This is a genomic window from Duganella paludis (genome assembly GCF_054461335.1).
Map to the genome: position 1 here is coordinate 2,937,282 of NZ_CM136922.1, position 16,298 is coordinate 2,953,579.

At 63.6% G+C, this 16,298-nt stretch carries 19 protein-coding genes; 8 read left to right on the forward strand and 11 right to left on the reverse strand.

Annotated features, from left to right (window positions below; genetic code table 11):
* Positions 1-14 precede the first annotated feature (14 nt).
* Positions 15-1,184, forward strand: a complete 1,170-nt coding sequence (locus ACXZ1M_RS13125) for a tetratricopeptide repeat protein (protein ID WP_459053580.1) — start codon at positions 15-17, stop codon at positions 1,182-1,184.
* The gene (locus ACXZ1M_RS13130) at positions 1,181-2,296 is read left to right on the forward strand and encodes a HupE/UreJ family protein (protein ID WP_459053581.1); all 1,116 of its coding nucleotides are present in this window, start codon (positions 1,181-1,183) and stop codon (positions 2,294-2,296) included. The genes ACXZ1M_RS13125 and ACXZ1M_RS13130 overlap by 4 nt, the downstream gene beginning before the upstream one ends.
* Here ACXZ1M_RS13130 and ACXZ1M_RS13135 read toward each other — a convergent pair.
* Positions 2,191-2,934, reverse strand: a complete 744-nt coding sequence (locus ACXZ1M_RS13135; RefSeq protein WP_459053582.1) for a uracil-DNA glycosylase — start codon at positions 2,932-2,934, stop codon at positions 2,191-2,193. The two genes, ACXZ1M_RS13130 and ACXZ1M_RS13135, sit on opposite strands and share 106 nt — an antisense overlap.
* A 95-nt stretch (positions 2,935-3,029) precedes the next feature.
* Between ACXZ1M_RS13135 and ACXZ1M_RS13140 the strand changes: the two genes are divergently transcribed.
* A complete protein-coding gene (locus ACXZ1M_RS13140) occupies positions 3,030-3,293 on the forward strand; it encodes a hypothetical protein (RefSeq protein ID WP_459053583.1) in 264 nt (87 codons plus the stop codon).
* A 35-nt stretch (positions 3,294-3,328) separates the two neighbouring features.
* Here ACXZ1M_RS13140 and ACXZ1M_RS13145 read toward each other — a convergent pair whose 3' ends face one another.
* The 4 genes from ACXZ1M_RS13145 to yfcF all read right to left on the reverse strand — a co-directional run bounded on the left by ACXZ1M_RS13145 (position 3,329) and on the right by yfcF (position 5,996).
* Positions 3,329-3,565: a type II toxin-antitoxin system Phd/YefM family antitoxin gene (locus ACXZ1M_RS13145; RefSeq protein WP_459053584.1), complete on the reverse strand. Its 237-nt coding sequence runs from the start codon at positions 3,563-3,565 to the stop codon at positions 3,329-3,331.
* Positions 3,566-3,634: 69 nt separating this feature from the next.
* A complete protein-coding gene (gene lipA, locus ACXZ1M_RS13150; RefSeq protein ID WP_373989712.1) occupies positions 3,635-4,612 on the reverse strand; it encodes a lipoyl synthase in 978 nt (325 codons plus the stop codon).
* A 7-nt stretch (positions 4,613-4,619) separates the two neighbouring features.
* The gene (gene lipB, locus ACXZ1M_RS13155) at positions 4,620-5,279 is read right to left on the reverse strand and encodes a lipoyl(octanoyl) transferase LipB (RefSeq protein ID WP_459053585.1); all 660 of its coding nucleotides are present in this window, start codon (positions 5,277-5,279) and stop codon (positions 4,620-4,622) included.
* 90 nt (positions 5,280-5,369) lie between these two features.
* Positions 5,370-5,996 (reverse strand): glutathione transferase, encoded by a 627-nt coding sequence (gene yfcF, locus ACXZ1M_RS13160; RefSeq protein WP_459053586.1) that lies wholly within the window; start codon positions 5,994-5,996, stop codon positions 5,370-5,372.
* A gap of 111 nt (positions 5,997-6,107) precedes the next feature.
* Here yfcF and ACXZ1M_RS13165 point away from each other — a divergent pair, with 111 nt between their 5' ends.
* Positions 6,108-7,004 carry a transcriptional regulator GcvA gene (locus ACXZ1M_RS13165; protein WP_459053587.1) on the forward strand — a complete coding sequence of 299 codons (897 nt, stop codon included), beginning with the start codon at positions 6,108-6,110 and terminating at the stop codon, positions 7,002-7,004.
* On the opposite strand, the gene ACXZ1M_RS13170 is transcribed toward ACXZ1M_RS13165, so the two are convergent.
* From ACXZ1M_RS13170 to ACXZ1M_RS13185, 4 genes are all read right to left on the reverse strand, one after another.
* Complete coding sequence (locus ACXZ1M_RS13170) at positions 6,997-7,272, reverse strand: DUF493 family protein (protein WP_373989716.1); 276 nt, start codon at positions 7,270-7,272, stop codon at positions 6,997-6,999. The genes ACXZ1M_RS13165 and ACXZ1M_RS13170 overlap by 8 nt on opposite strands.
* 70 nt (positions 7,273-7,342) lie before the next feature.
* On the reverse strand, positions 7,343-8,128 hold the full coding sequence (locus ACXZ1M_RS13175) for a hypothetical protein (protein ID WP_459053588.1): 786 nt from the start codon (positions 8,126-8,128) through the stop codon (positions 7,343-7,345).
* Between the two features lie 28 nt (positions 8,129-8,156).
* The gene (locus tag ACXZ1M_RS13180) at positions 8,157-8,936 is read right to left on the reverse strand and encodes a DUF2491 family protein (RefSeq protein ID WP_459053589.1); all 780 of its coding nucleotides are present in this window, start codon (positions 8,934-8,936) and stop codon (positions 8,157-8,159) included.
* Positions 8,936-9,643, reverse strand: a complete 708-nt coding sequence (locus ACXZ1M_RS13185) for a hypothetical protein (RefSeq protein WP_459053590.1) — start codon at positions 9,641-9,643, stop codon at positions 8,936-8,938. The genes ACXZ1M_RS13180 and ACXZ1M_RS13185 overlap by 1 nt, the downstream gene beginning before the upstream one ends.
* Before the next feature lie 251 nt (positions 9,644-9,894).
* On the opposite strand from ACXZ1M_RS13185, the gene ACXZ1M_RS13190 reads away from it, so the two are divergent.
* Positions 9,895-10,356, forward strand: a complete 462-nt coding sequence (locus tag ACXZ1M_RS13190) for a phage regulatory CII family protein (protein ID WP_459053591.1) — start codon at positions 9,895-9,897, stop codon at positions 10,354-10,356.
* Positions 10,357-10,452: 96 nt separating this feature from the next.
* On the opposite strand, the gene ACXZ1M_RS13195 is transcribed toward ACXZ1M_RS13190, so the two are convergent.
* On the reverse strand, positions 10,453-12,327 hold the full coding sequence (locus tag ACXZ1M_RS13195; protein WP_459053592.1) for a DUF6600 domain-containing protein: 1,875 nt from the start codon (positions 12,325-12,327) through the stop codon (positions 10,453-10,455).
* Positions 12,328-12,406: 79 nt separating this feature from the next.
* Complete coding sequence (locus ACXZ1M_RS13200) at positions 12,407-13,045, reverse strand: LysE family transporter (protein WP_459053593.1); 639 nt, start codon at positions 13,043-13,045, stop codon at positions 12,407-12,409.
* A gap of 124 nt (positions 13,046-13,169) precedes the next feature.
* On the opposite strand from ACXZ1M_RS13200, the gene ACXZ1M_RS13205 reads away from it, so the two are divergent.
* From ACXZ1M_RS13205 to ACXZ1M_RS13215, 3 genes are all read left to right on the forward strand, one after another.
* Positions 13,170-14,090 (forward strand): DUF808 domain-containing protein, encoded by a 921-nt coding sequence (locus ACXZ1M_RS13205; RefSeq protein ID WP_459053594.1) that lies wholly within the window; start codon positions 13,170-13,172, stop codon positions 14,088-14,090.
* Between the two features lie 25 nt (positions 14,091-14,115).
* Positions 14,116-14,541 (forward strand): inner membrane protein YiaA, encoded by a 426-nt coding sequence (gene yiaA, locus ACXZ1M_RS13210; protein ID WP_459053595.1) that lies wholly within the window; start codon positions 14,116-14,118, stop codon positions 14,539-14,541.
* A 140-nt stretch (positions 14,542-14,681) separates the two neighbouring features.
* Positions 14,682-16,298: a methyl-accepting chemotaxis protein gene (locus ACXZ1M_RS13215; RefSeq protein ID WP_459053596.1), complete on the forward strand. Its 1,617-nt coding sequence runs from the start codon at positions 14,682-14,684 to the stop codon at positions 16,296-16,298.

Genomic DNA, 16,298 nt, shown 5'->3' on the forward strand with positions numbered 1-16,298 from the left:
TTTTCGAATACATCATGCATAAATTGATTTTCGCGCTGGCATGTTGCACCGCTGCCCTGGCGCAGGCGGCACCCTATATTCCGGCCAGCGGCGCGCAAGTGGTGGAAACCGTGCCGCGCCGTGGCGACCCGCTGCAGCAGGAATTGCGCCGCTTGCGCAGCCAGCTGCAAGCCACGCCAAACGACGTGGCGCTGGCGACCACCGCCGCGCGCCGCTTCATCGCGCTGGGCCGCAGCGAAACCGATCCGCGCTACCTCGGCTACGCCCAGGCGGCGCTGGCGCCATGGTGGACGCAGGCCGCGCCGCCGGCGGAGGTGCGCCTGCTGCGCGCCACGCTGCTGCAAAGCACGCACCATTTCGCGCCGGCCCTGGCCGACCTGAAAGCGGTGCTGGCCGCCGATCCGCGCAACGGGCAAGCGTGGCTGACGCAGGCCACCGTGCAAAGCGTGCAGGGCGACTACACCGCCGCCACCGCCAGTTGCGCGCGCGTGTCCGGCTTGTCGGTCGAGCTGGTGACGATTAGCTGCATCGCCAACGTCGGCGCGATGACGGGCAAGGCCGAACGCAGCGAGCAACTGCTGGACCTGACGCTGACACGCAACGCCGACGCACCGGCCGAGCTGAAAGTATGGGCGCTCACGCTGCTGGCCGAAATGGCGCAGCGACGCGGGGATGGCAAGGCGGCCGAGGCGCGCTTCCTTCAGGCGCTGGCGCTCGATCCACGCGACAGCTATCTGCAAGGCGCTTACGCCGACCTCCTGCTGGAACAAGGACGCAGCGCCGATGTGCTGACACTGTTGCGCGGCCAGGACCGCATCGATGCGCTGCTGCTGCGCCGCGCGCTGGCCTTGCAGCAGCTGGGCCAGCGCAGCGCCATGCAGGCCGACGTGAAGGAGCTGGCGGCCCGCTTCGACGCCGCCGCCCAACGCGGCGACACCGTGCACCAGCGCGAACAGGCGCGCTTCGAACTGCTGCTGCGTGGCGACACCGCCGCCGCGCTCGCACTGGCGCGCAAAAACTGGGCGGTGCAAAAGGAAACGGCCGATATCCGCATCTACCTGCAAGCGGCCTTGCAGGCGCGCGATGCCGGCGCCGCCAAACCGGTCACCGAATGGATCACCGCGCATGGGACGGAAGATGTGGTGGCCGCGCGCCTGATCCGTCAATTAAAGGCGGGTATATGATGCAACGGCTACTGTTTGTTTTGCTGCTGTGCTGCGCCGCATTGCCCGCGCAAGCGCACAAGCCCAGCGACAGCTATCTCTCGCTCGACGTGCAGGACCAGCGCATCACCGGACAATGGGATATCGCGCTGCGCGACCTGGACTACGCCATCGGCCTCGATCAGGACGGCGACGGCCAGCTGACGTGGGACGAGGTGCGTGCGCGTCATGCCGCCATTGCGGCGTACGCCCTGGAGCACTTGCGCATCGCCGCCGATGGCGCGGCCTGCCGCATCACGCCCGGCGCGCAGTTGATCGATCACCACACCGATGGCGCCTACACCGTGCTGCGATTCGAGGCCGCCTGTGCCGCGCCGGTGACGATGCTGGACATCGGCTACCGGCTGTTTGCCGATCTCGACCCGCAGCACAAAGGCTTGCTGCGCTTGACGCACGATGGCGTGACGTCCACCGCGATCTTCGATCCAGCCCATGCGCAGCAGCGCCTGTCGCTGGCAACGCCGGACAAGCTGGAACAGTTCGCCGCCTACGTGAAGGATGGCGTGTGGCATATCTGGATCGGCTACGACCACATCCTGTTCCTGCTGTCGCTGCTGCTGCCTGCCGTGCTGCTGGCGGCGCCGGCCGACAATCTGCGCGGCGCCTTTATCGATGTGCTGAAAGTCGTGACCGCATTCACGCTGGCGCACTCGCTCACGTTGAGCCTGGCAAGTCTGTCCTTGGTGTCGCTGCCGTCGCGGCTGGTGGAATCGGCGATTGCAGCGTCGGTGGTGCTGGCGGCGATGAACAACATCTACCCGCTGTTTCGCGGCCGGCGGCCGTGGGCGGCGTTCGGCTTCGGCCTGATCCACGGCTTTGGTTTTGCCAGCGTGCTGATCGATCTCGGCCTGCCGCAAGGCGCGCTGCTGAGCAGCTTGCTCGGCTTCAACCTCGGCGTGGAAATCGGGCAGCTATGCATCGTCGCAGCGTTTCTGCCGCTGGCGTATGTGCTGCGCCATACGTGGTTCTATCGCCGGCTGCTGACGGCCGGCTCGGCCCTGATTGCGCTGGTGGCGGTGGTGTGGTTTATCGAACGCGCGTTTGACGTTGAAGCCCAGTGGATAGGGCTGTGACCGTTGGCGCTCAGGTAATCGTTGGCGCGTGAAAACGGCTTGCTGCCAAAGAAGCCTTTGTGCGCGGAGAACGGCGACGGATGCGGCGACGTAATCACCAGATGCTTGCGGCTGTCGATCAGCGCGCGCTTGGCGATGGCGTAACTGCCCCACAAAATGAAGACGATGTTTTCACGTTGTAGCGAGAGGGCGCGGATGGCGCTGTCGGTGAAAGTTTCCCAGCCCTTGTTGGCGTGCGAGCCGGCTTCGCGCGCACGCACGGTCAGCACGCTGTTCAGCAAGAACACGCCTTGCTGCGCCCAGTCCGACAAATCGGTCTGGCGGCGATCAACGCCCAAGTCGCCTTGGAGTTCCTGGAAGATGTTTTGCAGACTCGGCTGGGGACGATTGCCTTCCGGGACCGAGAAGCAAAAGCCCATGGCGGCGCCGGGCGTGTGGTAGGGGTCCTGGCCGAGGATCACCACTTTGACGTCGTTGAACGGCGTAAGGTCGAACGCGCGGAAGATGTTCTTGCCGGCGGGGCAGCACTGCCCGGCGGCGTATTCGGCACGCACAAAGGACGTCAAGGATTCCCAGTAGGGCTGCTCGAACTCCTGTTGAAGCTGCTGCTTCCACGACTCCTCAATCCGTACGCTCATCTTGCTGGCTATCCTATGGCGATCAACGTGGAAATATTACTAATTTTTGCCGGTGCTGGATACAGTAAAATGGCTTCTTTAAAGAGGATCTCAGCATGAAAAAAACAGATTTGGCCAAGGCCGACGCCAAGAAATTGATGGGCAAGATGGGCGCACCAGGCGCCGCCTTCGGCAACGCCAACAATGCCGTGATCGACAAACGCGAACAACGCAAGCGCGACCAGGCGCTGGGCCTGGTGCCATTCGCCGTCAAACTGAACGACGAACTGGTCAAACGCCTGCACGCCCTCGCCACCGAGCGCGGCCAGGACATGAACCAAACCGTCGCCGAAGTCCTCCTCAAAGGCCTGGACGCGTAGTCATATCACCTCAACCAAGCCGGTAACAGGCGCATTTAGCGTCCTTCAAAAGCCCGCTGAATTTCTTCTGGCAGCGGACCGTCAAAATCGTCCGCTATCCAGATTTTCCCTTCCATCCCGCCTATTTTGCGTTCGACGCGTGGTGACGAGACAGGAATCAGTCGAACCATGGGCTTACCTGCTTTCGCGATGATAACTTCTTCACCGCTGGCCGTTGCTTCGACCAACTTGGAAAACTGCGTCTTCGCCTGCTGAATATCAACGATCGCCATATATCCTCCGCATGGCTGAATCCAGTCTAGCATCGGGACGAAAAAAAGCTCCTTGCGGAGCCTTTTGTTTTAGCCTGCGGCCAGTACGTTGTGGGCTTGCTCGTCCGCGTGGTACGAGGAGCGCACCATGGCGCCGACGGCGGCGTGTTTGAAGCCCATTTTGTAGGCTTCTTCTTCAAACATCTTGAACACGTCCGGGTGCACGTAACGGCGCACCGGCAGGTGGCTGTTCGACGGCGCTAGGTATTGGCCGATGGTCAGCATGTCGATGTCGTGCTCGCGCATGTCGCGCATCACTTGCAGGATTTCTTCGTCTGTCTCGCCCAGGCCGACCATGATGCCCGACTTGGTCTTCACGCCTGGATACATGGCCTTGAAGTCCTTCAGCAGCTTCAGCGAGTGCATATAGTCCGAACCCGGACGCGCTTCCTTGTACAGGCGCGGTACGGTTTCCAGATTGTGGTTCATCACGTCCGGCAAGCCGTCTGCGAAGATCGCCAGCGCTTTTTCCAGGCGGCCGCGGAAGTCCGGCACCAGCACTTCGATCTGGGTCTTCGGCGACAGCGCGCGGGTGTTGGAGATGCACTCGACAAAGTGCTGGGCGCCGCCGTCGCGCAGGTCGTCGCGGTCCACCGAGGTGATCACCACGTAGCTCAGGCGCAGCTTAGCGATGGTGTGCGACAGGTTGGTCGGCTCATCCTTGTCCAGCGGATCCGGACGGCCGTGGCCGACGTCGCAGAACGGGCAGCGGCGAGTGCACTTGTCGCCCATGATCATGAAGGTGGCCGTGCCCTTGCCGAAGCATTCGCCGATGTTCGGGCAGCTCGCTTCTTCGCATACGGTGACCAGCTTGTTCTCGCGCAGCGTTTCCTTGATTTCGTAGAAACGGGTGTTCGGCGAACCGGCTTTCACGCGGATCCAGTCCGGCTTCTTCAGGCGCTCGACCTGCTCGATCGGCACGATCTTGATCGGGATGCGCGAAGTCTTGCTCGCGCCTTTTTGCTTTTCGCTCGGGTTGTACGCTACGGTCGTGGTGTCGGAAGTCATAGTCAGTTTATTCGTTTGGTGCCAGTACGCGGATCAGTTCGTCGGCGAGCTGCTGTTGTACATCGGACAGCATTGCCGTTGCGCCAACAGTACGCATGTCGACTGTTTCCAGTCCGGCATAGCCGCAAGGATTAATCCAGGAAAACGGGGCCAGATCCATCGCCACATTCAGCGACAGCCCGTGGTAGGTGCAGCCATTGCCGCGTACCTTCAAGCCCAGCGCGGCAATCTTGGCGCCTTGGTGGTCGCCGCCGGCCATGTAGATGCCCGGCGCGCCTTCCACGCGCTCACCGTCGAGATTATACGCCTGCAGGACATTGATGATGGCTTGCTCGATTTTATGCACAAACTGGCGCGCAAACAGCTTGCCGCCCGGCTTGTTGCGGCGCAGGTCCATCAGCAGGTAGATCACCACCTGGCCGGGGCCGTGATAGGTGACTTCGCCGCCGCGGTCGGTCTGCACCACCGGAATCTCCGAGGCGCCGGCCAGCAGGTGGCCACGGTCCGCGCCCAGGCCCAGCGTGTAGACGGGCGCATGCTCGACGATCCAGATTTCGTCGCGCGTGTCCGGCGTGCGGGCGTCGGTGAAGGCCCGCATGGCGGCGAAAGTGCTGTCGTAGTCGGCTTTGCCGAGATGCTTGATCTCAGGGAAGGTAGGAGACGTCATGCCGCCATTATAAAGCACCGCGCTATCCGTCGTTCCCGCGTAGGCGGGAATCCATGCCAAGTATGGGCTCCCGCTGCTGCGGGAGCGACGTTATCCCGGCTGGTGGCGCTCCAGCCATTGCTGCACGGAAGGGCGCTGCCACTGGAATTCCACGTATTCCTTGACCTTGGCCGGCACCGGATCGCCGTTGCGCACCAGGCGGCTGAGCATGATCGCCAGATCGACGTCGGCAATCGACCAGTCGCCGAACAGGTGCAGCGGACCTTGCACCAACCGTTCGGCCACGTGCACCAGCTTGGCGGCGGCTTCCTGGGCGGACGGGCTCAGCGGTGCACTCGCCTTGCCGAAAAACACCGTTTCCGTGTCGCGTTCGGCGCGCACCGGCATCAGGTCGCTGCGCACCCAGGCCTGGAGTTGGCGCGCCACCGCGCGCTGGCGGCGCTCCTGCGGATACAGCGCCACGTACTCCGGCGGCGGAAAGCATTCCTCCAGGTATTCCGTGATGGCGCTGGACTCGGTCAGCACGAAATCGCCGTCCACCAGCGCCGGCACGCGGGCGGTGGTGGCGCGGTCGGCGAAGTCGGCCTGTTTCTGCGCGCCGCTGGCCAGATCCAAGGTCTTGACGGTGAACGGCAGGCCTTTCTCGGTAAGCGCGACAAAAGCCGACAAGGCGTAAGGGCTGGTGAAAAGGCTATCGACGTACAGTTCAAAAGACATGGCGGCTCCGGCTTGGGTAGATTTATTCACATAGTAAACCTTGTCTAAGTGCCTGTATAACGGTATATTTTCGCAATTCTTGTTAGTTTTATTCACAAAGTTATCCACAGAATGGCTCGCCGGCTGCCCAATTTTTCCGCTCTGCGCGCCTTCGAGGCGGCGGCCCGGCACGAGAATTTCTCGCGCGCGGCGGAGGAGTTGCACCTGACGCACGGCGCCATCAGCCATCAGGTACGTGGATTGGAAGAGGAGTTGGGCCGGCAACTGTTCGTGCGCAACGGCCGTCAGGTGAAAATAACTAACGACGGCCTGAAGTTCGCCCAGTTCCTGGGCAAAGCCTTCGCCGACATCGGCGCCGCCACCGACGCCATGCGCGCGGCCAGCATCCACCAGCGGCTGACCATCACCTCGATACCCTCGTTTGCGGCGCGCTGGCTGGCGCCCCGGCTCGGGCGTTTCATCGAGCGTTATCCGGATATCGAGGTGGTACTGCAGTCGAGCGGCCATATGCAAGATCTGGCGCGCGAGGGGGTGGACGTGGGTATCCGCTTTGGACGCGGCAACTATCCGGGCATGGTCGCGGTGCGGCTGATGGGCGACGTCTACTACCCTGTAGTGAGTCCCCACTATCGCGGCGGCAAGCTGCCTGCCGTACCGAATGACCTGGCCGGGCACGCGCTGCTGCGCTCGGTGGAACGCTGGACGCCGTGGCTGCACGCGGCCGGAGTCGACTTTCCGGAGCCGTCGGGCGGCTTACTGTTTGAGGATTTATCGATGCTGATTCGTTCCGCTGCCGATGGCAACGGCGTGGCGCTGGTGCGGCACGTGGTGGCGATGCAGGAGATCGCCTCCGGGCAATTGCTGCGGCTGTTCGACATCGCGACGCCCAGCCCGGATGAGTATTACTTCGTCTCGCCGCCCGGCGCGGCCGGCAAGCCGCAGGTGGTGGCGTTCCGCGAGTGGCTGCTGGAAGAAATCGCCGCCTTCCAGCGCCAGCACCTTACATGACGATCTTGACCATCGGGTGCGCCGAAAGCTCGGTGTACAGCGCGTCGAGCTGCTCGCGGCTGATGGCGCGCACGGTGCAGGTCAGGCCGGTGTAATTGCCCTTGCCCGATGGACGCACTTCCATTTTGCCCTCATGGAATTCCTTGTCATGCTTTTGCACCACCACAATGATGGCCGGGGCGAAATCGATATGAGTCGGACCCATGACCTTGATCGGGAAGTCGCTCGGGTATTCGATGAGGGACTCTGATGGCGGGATCGCTTGCATATTCATTCCAATCTAAAAATATAAAACCGGCGGCATCAACGCGATGCCTCCGGCCTATATTGTAGCCCGATCAGGACTTTGCAAGCGCCAGCGGCTCGCTGCTCTGGCCGGACAGGCGCTGCAAACGCGCCAGCGCCGACTCGTTGCCCAGCGCCGGCTGGCTCACCGATTTGCGGATCGCCTCCAGCTCGGCGGCCTGGTCCAGCGGCTTCTGGCCGATATCGGTGACGATGCGCAAGCCTTCGGCGTCGGTGCGGATCGCTTCGGCGCGGCGGGTCAGGGCGCTGAGAGCGCTCGACTGGCCGCGCATGCCCTGCAAACCGGTCAACTGGGCCTGGCGTTCGGCGCGCAGCTGCTGCAGATCCTGCTGAGCGCGGGCCGAGGACAGCGCCTGCAAGGCCTTCTTCGCCTGCGCATCGAACTCGGACAGCTGCTTCGACAGCGCATCGACGATGGTTTGCAGCTCGCTCATGTACTGCTTGGCGTCGGCTTCCTCCTGCAGCTCCTGCGGCAAGCGCGCCTTGTTGCCTTCCAGTTCATCGCAGAACAGGGTGATGGTCGCTTCCGAAATCTTGCCGGTCGCCAGGCGATCGGCCAGGGTGCCGGCGGCCTGCTCGTCGGTGGCGATCAGCTGGCGCAGCTGGACCACGTCGCTGGCTTCCTTGTCGAAGGCGGCGCGGGCGGCCGCCAGTTTCTGGGCGACGCTGCGCAGGTTATCGGCCAGACGGTCGCGGTCGGCCTCGGTGGCGGTTTCCGGGTCGAAGTTGGCGATCGCCTCGGACACGCGATTGCCGAGCGCGCCGAAATGCTTGGTAATCAGTCGCGCGGTCAGGCCCCAGCCATTCAAGTTGCTCATGTCAGTCTTCCTCAATCAAAGTTGCGCATCATTGGATAACGATGCGTTGCTGCTCCACCGGGATGCCGATGACGAAGTCGACATGGATCCCGCGTTTTCCGTGGTCGCCGTTCACGCTGTGGATGATTTCCGTCGTGATCAGCAAATATTCGTGGCCGCCGCTGCGCAGTTCGCGCACATACGGCATGAAATACATCTCCTGGCGCAGGCCGGTGTTGCCCGTGGCGTCGTCCAGCCGCGTTTCGGTGCCGGTGAAGGGCGGCACATAGGCCACTTCCGGATCGCCGGCATCGCGCCAGTAATCGACGCCCTCATTGGCGCCGAACACCAGTTCCAGATCCAGGCCCAGATCGGCCAGCTGCTCGCGCCACAGCGTGTAGCTGCGGTCGCCCAGGCCGGCGCCGGCGCGTCCGGTGTAGGCGTCCTGGTCCTCCACCGTTTCCGGAATCACGCGCGCCAGCTGGCTGCAATACATCACCTCGCTGACTTCGCCGTTGGCGTTCTGGTAGACCTGGAGGAACTTCTCCTTGTCGTCGCGGTCGCCGGTTTCCAGGTAGTAGCGATACAAGCCGCCGGACTGCTTGAGCCGGATCTGCGAGACGGCCACGATGCGTGTGTCGTCGGCATCCGGCAGCGCGATCAGCGAACCGTTGGTCACCGCGCGCAGCAGCGGCGACTGCTGGATGCCGACCACGCTGCCGATGCGCGCGCCCAGCGGCAGATCGGTATCGGTGCGCGGCGCATCGTTGCCGGCCAGCTTGGCCGCGCCATTGCGCAGGTAGTTGTATGCATCGGTCCAGCCCATCATCAATTCCTTTCAAACGAATAATTCGGTCCGGCGCGCAGGCGGCGGAACTTGCGCACCGAGTACACGGCCGCCCAACCCAGCAAACTCAGCACCGACAACCAAGCGAACAGGCGCAGCACGCTGGCCATGAACGATGGCTCGGGCGGCGCTTGCGCTGCCGGGGCGGCGGGTGCAGCGGTGGCGGTCGGCGCATCGCCCAATCCAGGCATGCCGCCCACCATCCCCGTACCGTCCGGGATGCCGGCCGCTGCCGCGCCAGTCGCTGCGCCGGTGTCGGCGGGCGCGGGCGCCGGAGTCGGCTGGTTGCCGCTGGTGGTCGGATAGGCCACCGGCTGGTGACTCTGGCTCATCGCCCGGCCCAGCATGAAACCGATCACGCCGGCCATCATCCCGTTGCCGGACGACGGCTGTTGGTACACCGGCCCCGGCGCCGGATAGGGCGCCTGATAGGCGGGCGACGGACGCTGCGCCTGCTGCGGCTGGCGCAAAGTGTCGTTCAGCGGCGGCAAGGGGCGAGCGTTTTCGGCAGCGCGGCGCTGGTCATAGGTCTGCAGCGCGCGGTCATTGGCAGCGCTGCGGTCGACATCGCGCGACATCGCCGAGGTATTGCGCGACGGCTGGGCCGAGGCCGGCGAACCGGCCTGCTTGCCGAAGGCGCCGGGGCCGCTCTGGCGATTGGCGGGCGGCGCGGACGGCTGGCGGTGCACGGTGGAGTTGTTCTTTTGTGAAGAAAATCCACTTTTAAACGACGACGATGTGCCAGAATGTGAAGCCGGACGCGCTTCCGCCGGCACGTTGCTTGCGAACGCAAGACAAACCATCAAAAGCAGCGCGGATCGAAATGACTTCATGATGTCTTTTCACAAAGAAGTTGAATGAAAAACAGCATAGCGCCGCGCAAGCTCGGTTGCATCGGTAATAAAAGGCACGCTTCACCATGACACGCAAATACTTGGACATGAATCAACACGACGCGCTCTACAAGGTGGCGCGCGCGTATCCCGGCGGCATCGATGCGCTGGCGCAGGCGATGGGGATTTCGGTCAACGTCCTGCGCAACAAACTGGCGCCGACGATCGCCTCGCACTATCCCTCGTTTGAGGAAGTTTCGACGGTGGTGGATTTGTGCCACAAGGCGGGCGTGAACGAAGCGCACCTGCCGCTGCACGCGCTGCTGACGCGGCACGGCATGGCGGCCTTCGTGGTGCCGATGCCGGAAACGATAGGCGAAGACGATCTATCGCAGACCGTCTGCAAAGTCATGAGCCAGGTGGGAGCGGTAGCGGAAGCCGTATCCACCGCGCTCATGGACGGCAAGGTCACGCCAGCCGAAGCCGACTTGATCGAGCGCGAATTCCAGGGCGCGCTCTCGGCCCTGGGAGAATGGCGCGCCCGCCTGCGCCTGAAAGCCCAACAATAAATTCGGGGTCAGTTCCGACATTCGGACACGAGCCCAGCCCTAGCGATCGCTAGGGCTGGGCTCGTGTCCGAATGTCGGAACTGACCCCGAATTGGGTTACTGCTGGTTTTGCTGGCGGCGGTCGCGATTGTCGTCGCGGCGGCGGTCTGACGGCTCGGCGCGGTTGTCACGCTGGGCCGGCGGCTGTGCCTGCGGCGGTGGCGTGACTTGACGCGGTGCTTGGGCCGGCGCTTGCTGCACCGGTGGCGGCGTGAATTGGCGCGGCTGCTGGATCTGCGGTTGCGCCTGGATTTGCGGCGGCTGCTGTTGCTGCGGCTGCACCTGGATTTGCGGCTGCGGCTGACGCTGCTCGTCGCGCGGACGGAAACGGCGTTGGTTATCGTCGCCGCCACGGTCAGTGTGGTCGCGCGGTGATTGCGGTTGCTGTTGCTGCGGATTGAATCGCGGCCGCACGTCGACGCGGATGTCGTTTGGATTGATGGTCTGCGGCGGCGTGTCCGGGCGACCGAACTGGTTCGGCGCCAAGGTGCTGATCTGGCCACGCGGCTGCTGTGCCGGCACCTGCACCGGCTGCGATGGCGCAGTGATTACGCGGCCAGGGCGGTCATTCCGATCGTTGCGATCATTCCTGTCATTGCGGTCGTTACGATCGTTCCTGTCGTTGCGGCCATCATTGCGGTCGAAACGATCCGGGATGCCGTCATGGTCACGGTCGCCGCCACGATTGGTCGTCAACGGCGCGCGCGGCGGCTGCGGCGGTGTCACCACCGTCACATTGCGGACAAAATTGGTCGGCGGAATAACCGATGCGCCGCGATTCACCACCACGTGCCGGCGTCCCTCGAACTGCTCGCGCGGCAGCACCGTCATACCGTCACGAGGACCATTCCAGTCGTTTCGCGGCTGGAATGGCTTGCCATTGTGCGTCCACGTCACGCGACGCTCGTATTCCGACGACACGCGGTAGCCCGGCACGAAACGGTCGCGTGGCGACAGCGGATACCAGCCCAGTCCAGGCCCGGAATGACCACCACCGCCATTGCCGCCGACCCAGCCCACCAGCGCCGGCGCCCACACCGGCCGTCCCGCAGGACGTCCCGGCGCCCAGCACCAGCGGCGATTCACCATCACCCAGCGTCCATAGTGCGAAGGCGCATAGCCCCACGGCGCGTTGTCCACCCAGGTCCAGCCCCACGGCGCCAGGAATACCCAGCGGCCGTCGCGGTAGGGCGCCCAGTCCATCGCCACATTGCGCGGCGACCACAGCGGGCCGTATTCCACGCTCTCGGTCCAGCTGCCGTTGCGGTCCAGTTCCTCGTAGCCGGTCATGCCGCTGGAGACATAACGGGTGGTCGTGGTGGCGCTGTCGAGCCGATCACGGTCCTCGGCCCAGACGTCGAAGCCGTCGCGCCGCGCCACGCTGGTGCGCACATCTTCCGCGCCGACGTCCACGTGGCGGCCATTGCTCACCACCACCGACGAGCCGACACCTTCCACCCGCGCGGCGCCGCCCAGCACGCTGATCTGGCTGGTATCAGGCGTGCGGTCCACGTCCACCCGCAGCACGCCCGGCTCGATCATGGTGATGCGCGCTTGTGGCGTGGTCAGTTCAAAGTCGCGCAGCAGCTCGGGGCTGCGCACGCGGATGCTGACGCTGCCGTAATTCAGGCGCAGGCGCAGCAGGTCGTCGTCCATGCCGACGATTTCCAGATCGGAATCGCTATCCACCCGCACCGCCGTCGAGCCGACGCGGAATTCGGTGCGCGCACCGGAGGCGGTGTTGATGTGGTTGGCAACCGTTACCGGGAAATTCAAGGAGGCACCCATGGGCTCGCCGTCGCCCACCAGCGTGACTTGCCCCTGCACGCTGGAGATGCGTCCGACCATCGCCGGAGGATCCTCGGCCAAGGCCAACGCACTAAAGCTGGCCAAAGCGGCCAGCACGACGGTATGGATGATTTTGCGGCTCATGGCTGCGTCTCCTGTGGATGATGCTTGATTTAACGCCGCGCCAGCAAGTTCGAATACACGGGTTACAAATACTTTCAATTCACGCCGCAGCGCTACCGCGCTTGACGAAGAACAGCGCCGCGCCAACCGCCATCAGCAAGCCGCCGAACACGCGGTTCTGCTTTTTGACGGCGCTCGCATCGCGGAAAAAGCGTTGCATCGAGGATGCCAGGAAGGCGTAGCTGTGCATCACCACCAGGTCGATGCAGCACATGGTCACCGCCAGGATCAGCAGTTGCGGCAACAGCGGCGCCTCATGGGTAATGAACTGCGGCAGCACCGCCACCATGAAGATGATGCCCTTCGGATTGGTGGCGTTGGTCAGGAAACCGGTGAGGAAGCGTTTTTTCACGGTCGGCACTTCGACCGCCGCCTGCTGTTGCTGGCTGATGCTGACCTTGGCCCGCCATTGGCTCAGACCCAGGTAGATCAGGTACAGCGCGCCGACCGTCTTCACCACGTTGAACGCCACTTCCGACGCCATCAGCAACGAACCGACGCCCGCGCCGGCGATGAAAAACACCAGCAGCAAGCCGGTCTGCAAGCCGAAAATGGTGGCGCTGGCGCGACGCACGCCATACGACAGGCCGTGCGACATCGACAGCACCGCGCCGGAACCGGGCGAAACGGCAATGATGCAGGCGGCAACGAAGAAGGTGAACCAGGTGGCGAAACTCATGGCAATTCCATTCAGATAATCGATTACTAAAGCAATCACAAGGGCGATCACCATTGTAGCGGTATCGCCGGGCATCCCGCTTGGGTTAATATTGCTGATCACACCACACATGGAGTTTCCCCAAATGGCCGGTTCCAGCCTGTTAGCCCTGATCGACGATATCGCCACCATCCTCGACGACGTCGCCGCAATGAGCAAGGTAGCCGCGAAGAAAACCGCCGGCGTGCTGGGAGACGACTTGGCCCTGAACGCGCAACAGGTGTCCGGCGTGCGCGCCGAACGCGAATTGCCGGTGGTGTGGGCGGTGGCCGTCGGTTCGCTGAAGAACAAGGCCATCCTGGTGCCGTCCGCGCTGGCGATCAGCGCGTTCGCGCCGTGGGCCATCACGCCGCTGCTGATGGTCGGCGGCCTGTACCTGTGCTTTGAAGGGTTCGAGAAAATCGCCCACAGTTTCCTGCACAGCGCGGAGGACGAACACCACAAACAGGAATTGCACGAAGCGCTGGCCAATCCGGACGTCGACCTGATGGTGCTGGAAAAGGAAAAGGTCAAGGGCGCCATCCGCACCGACTTCATCCTGTCGGCCGAAATCATCGTCATCGCGCTGGGCACGGTGGCGACCGCGCCGTTCACGCAGCAGGTGACGGTGGTGGTCGGCATCGCCCTGGTGATGACGGTGGGCGTGTACGGCCTGGTGGCCGCCATCGTCAAGATGGACGACGCCGGTCTCTACCTGAGCCAGCGCGGCGGCGCCGCCGTGCGTGCGCTCGGCCGCGTGCTGCTGAACGCCGCGCCGAAACTGATGAAATTGCTGGGCGTGGTCGGCACGGTGGCCATGTTCATGGTCGGCGGCGGCATCCTCACCCACGGCCTGCCGTTCGCGCACGACCTGATCCACCACGCCGCCGAAGCCTCCGGCCCGGTATTGGGGGCGATCGTGCCGACGGTGCTCGATGCGGTCGCGGGCGTGATCGCCGGTGCTTTGGCGCTGGTGGTGGTTACGATCGGCAGCAAAATCCTCCGTCTGGTCAAAAAGCCAGCCTGATACGATTTCATACAAAGGAGCAAACATGCCCGCAAATACCCAACAAGGTCCAACCGCCGCGTTCATCGGCGCCGCCTGGCTTGCACTACTGGCCGGCACCGCCACCTACCTGATCGGCTTGTGGAACGCCAGCATGCAGCTCAACGAAAAGGGCTATTACTTCACCGTGCTAATGTACGGCCTGTTTTCCGCCATCTCGCTGCAAAAGTCGGTGCGCGACCGCAATGATGGCATTCCAGTCACCGGCATGTATTTCGGCCTGTGCTGGTTTTCGGTGCTGCTGTCCATCCTGCTGCTGATCACCGGCCTGTGGAACGCCACCCTGGCGCCCAGCGAAAAAGGCTTCTACGCCATGGCTTTCCTGCTAAGCCTGTTTGCGGCGGTGACCGTGCAGAAAAACGTGCGCGATGTGGCTGCATTGAAGGCTGCGCGCCCGGATAATGCCAACTAGACAAGCTTGCTTATCCCGGATGGGCCATACACCGGCCCAATCCGGGGAAATTTGATCTACATCAATAAAATCGACCGGCGTACTACGTAAACTGGCTAGGCCTATTGCGATACAGCAATAAAACCAGCCGGAGTTATGTCATGCGCAACAATCAACCTGTCACCAATCGCGAAGTGGAAGTCCTGGACGACCAGGCCATCGTTTCGAAAACGGATTTGGACGGCAATATCACGTATGTGAACCCGTACTTCACAGAAATCAGCGGGTTCTCTGAAGATGAGTTGCTTGGTGCGCCGCAGAACATCCTGCGCCACCCGGACATGCCGGCCGAGGCCTTCGCCGACCTGTGGGCCTCCATCAAGGCTGGAACGCCATGGACCGGCATCGTCAAGAACCGCTGCAAGAACGGCGATTTCTACTGGGTGCGCGCCAACATCACGCCGATCCGCGAAAACGGCCGCACCATCGGCTACATGTCGGTGCGCGTGAAACCCGAACGCCACCAGATCACCAAGGCCGAGCAAGCCTACCGCGCCATCCGCACCGAAGCCAATCACGGCATCAGCATCAAGAACGGCCAGGTGATCGAGGCCGGCGTCGGCTCGCTGCTATCGCGCCTGAGCCATGTCTCGCTCGGCATGCGCATCTGGCTGGCCACCAGCGTGGTCAACGTGCTGCAGGTGCTGGTGTGCGGCGCCGTGCTGCTGAACGGCGACAGCGCGCACAACTACGCCATCTTTGCCGCTACCTTCTTCGGCCTGCTGATCAACGTGTTCCTGTGGTACACGCTGCGCGTGTCCGTGCTGCAGCCGCTCGACCGCGCCCTGCAAGGCGCCCGCGCCATCGCCGCCGGCGACCTGTCGTCGTCCTTCGACACCGACGCCACCGACGAAGTGGGCCAGCTGCTGCGCGCCCTGCAGCAAATGAACAGCAACCTGATCGCCACCATCCGCGACGTGCGCGTCAACGTGGAGACCATGGCCGTGGCCACCCGCCAGATCGCCGCCGGCAACGCCGACCTGTCCGGCCGCACCGAAGCGCAGGCGGCCAGCCTGGAAGAAACCGCATCGAGCGTCGAACAGTTCTCCTCGACCGTGAAGCAGAACGCCGACAATTCCGAGCAGGCCAACAAGCTGGCGCAAAGCGCGTCGCAAGTAGCGGTGCAGGGCGGTGAGATCGTGGCCGACGTCATCGCCACCATGGACGAGATCAACAGCTCCTCGCGCAAGATCGTCGACATCATCGGCCTGATCGAAGGCATCGCCTTCCAGACCAACATCCTGGCGCTGAACGCGGCCGTGGAAGCGGCCCGCGCCGGAGAACAGGGACGCGGCTTCGCCGTGGTGGCCGGCGAGGTGCGCAACCTGGCCCAGCGTAGCGCCACCGCCGCCAAGGACATCAAGAACCTGATCAACGTTTCGGTCGGCAAGGTCAGCGCCGGCATGGTGCAGGTCGACCGCGCCGGCGCCACCATGAAGGAAGTGGTGGCCTCGGTGCAGCAGGTGACCGCCATCATGAAGGAAATCTCGGTCGCCTCGCACGAGCAGAGCATCGGCGTCGACCAAGTCAACTCGGCCATCGCCCACATGGACCAGGTCACGCAGCAGAACGCCGCGCTGGTCGAAGAAGCGGCCGCCGCCACCGCCAGCCTGGCGATGGAAGCGGGCGGCCTGACGCAGGCGGTCAGCCTGTTCAAGTTCGGCCCGGCCCGCACCGCACGCCGTGCACCCCAGAATGTAAAACGCCTCGCCGCATAA

Excerpts from the sequence above, each read along its gene's own strand:
- ACXZ1M_RS13165 (WP_459053587.1), top strand. The coding sequence starts at position 6,108 with ATGGCTCGCCGGCTGCCCAATTTTTCCGCTCTGCGCGCCTTCGAGGCG.
- yfcF (WP_459053586.1), bottom strand. The coding sequence starts at position 5,996 with ATGTCTTTTGAACTGTACGTCGATAGCCTTTTCACCAGCCCTTACGCC.
- ACXZ1M_RS13205 (WP_459053594.1), top strand. The coding sequence starts at position 13,170 with ATGGCCGGTTCCAGCCTGTTAGCCCTGATCGACGATATCGCCACCATC.
- ACXZ1M_RS13145 (WP_459053584.1), bottom strand. The coding sequence starts at position 3,565 with ATGGCGATCGTTGATATTCAGCAGGCGAAGACGCAGTTTTCCAAGTTG.
- ACXZ1M_RS13135 (WP_459053582.1), bottom strand. The coding sequence starts at position 2,934 with ATGAGCGTACGGATTGAGGAGTCGTGGAAGCAGCAGCTTCAACAGGAG.
- ACXZ1M_RS13175 (WP_459053588.1), bottom strand. The coding sequence starts at position 8,128 with ATGAGCAACTTGAATGGCTGGGGCCTGACCGCGCGACTGATTACCAAG.
- yiaA (WP_459053595.1), top strand. The coding sequence starts at position 14,116 with ATGCCCGCAAATACCCAACAAGGTCCAACCGCCGCGTTCATCGGCGCC.
- ACXZ1M_RS13195 (WP_459053592.1), bottom strand. The coding sequence starts at position 12,327 with ATGAGCCGCAAAATCATCCATACCGTCGTGCTGGCCGCTTTGGCCAGC.
- ACXZ1M_RS13170 (WP_373989716.1), bottom strand. The coding sequence starts at position 7,272 with ATGCAAGCGATCCCGCCATCAGAGTCCCTCATCGAATACCCGAGCGAC.
- ACXZ1M_RS13130 (WP_459053581.1), top strand. The coding sequence starts at position 1,181 with ATGATGCAACGGCTACTGTTTGTTTTGCTGCTGTGCTGCGCCGCATTG.
- ACXZ1M_RS13180 (WP_459053589.1), bottom strand. The coding sequence starts at position 8,936 with ATGATGGGCTGGACCGATGCATACAACTACCTGCGCAATGGCGCGGCC.
- ACXZ1M_RS13200 (WP_459053593.1), bottom strand. The coding sequence starts at position 13,045 with ATGAGTTTCGCCACCTGGTTCACCTTCTTCGTTGCCGCCTGCATCATT.
- ACXZ1M_RS13140 (WP_459053583.1), top strand. The coding sequence starts at position 3,030 with ATGAAAAAAACAGATTTGGCCAAGGCCGACGCCAAGAAATTGATGGGC.
- ACXZ1M_RS13125 (WP_459053580.1), top strand. The coding sequence starts at position 15 with ATGCATAAATTGATTTTCGCGCTGGCATGTTGCACCGCTGCCCTGGCG.
- ACXZ1M_RS13190 (WP_459053591.1), top strand. The coding sequence starts at position 9,895 with ATGAATCAACACGACGCGCTCTACAAGGTGGCGCGCGCGTATCCCGGC.
- lipB (WP_459053585.1), bottom strand. The coding sequence starts at position 5,279 with ATGACGTCTCCTACCTTCCCTGAGATCAAGCATCTCGGCAAAGCCGAC.
- ACXZ1M_RS13215 (WP_459053596.1), top strand. The coding sequence starts at position 14,682 with ATGCGCAACAATCAACCTGTCACCAATCGCGAAGTGGAAGTCCTGGAC.
- lipA (WP_373989712.1), bottom strand. The coding sequence starts at position 4,612 with ATGACTTCCGACACCACGACCGTAGCGTACAACCCGAGCGAAAAGCAA.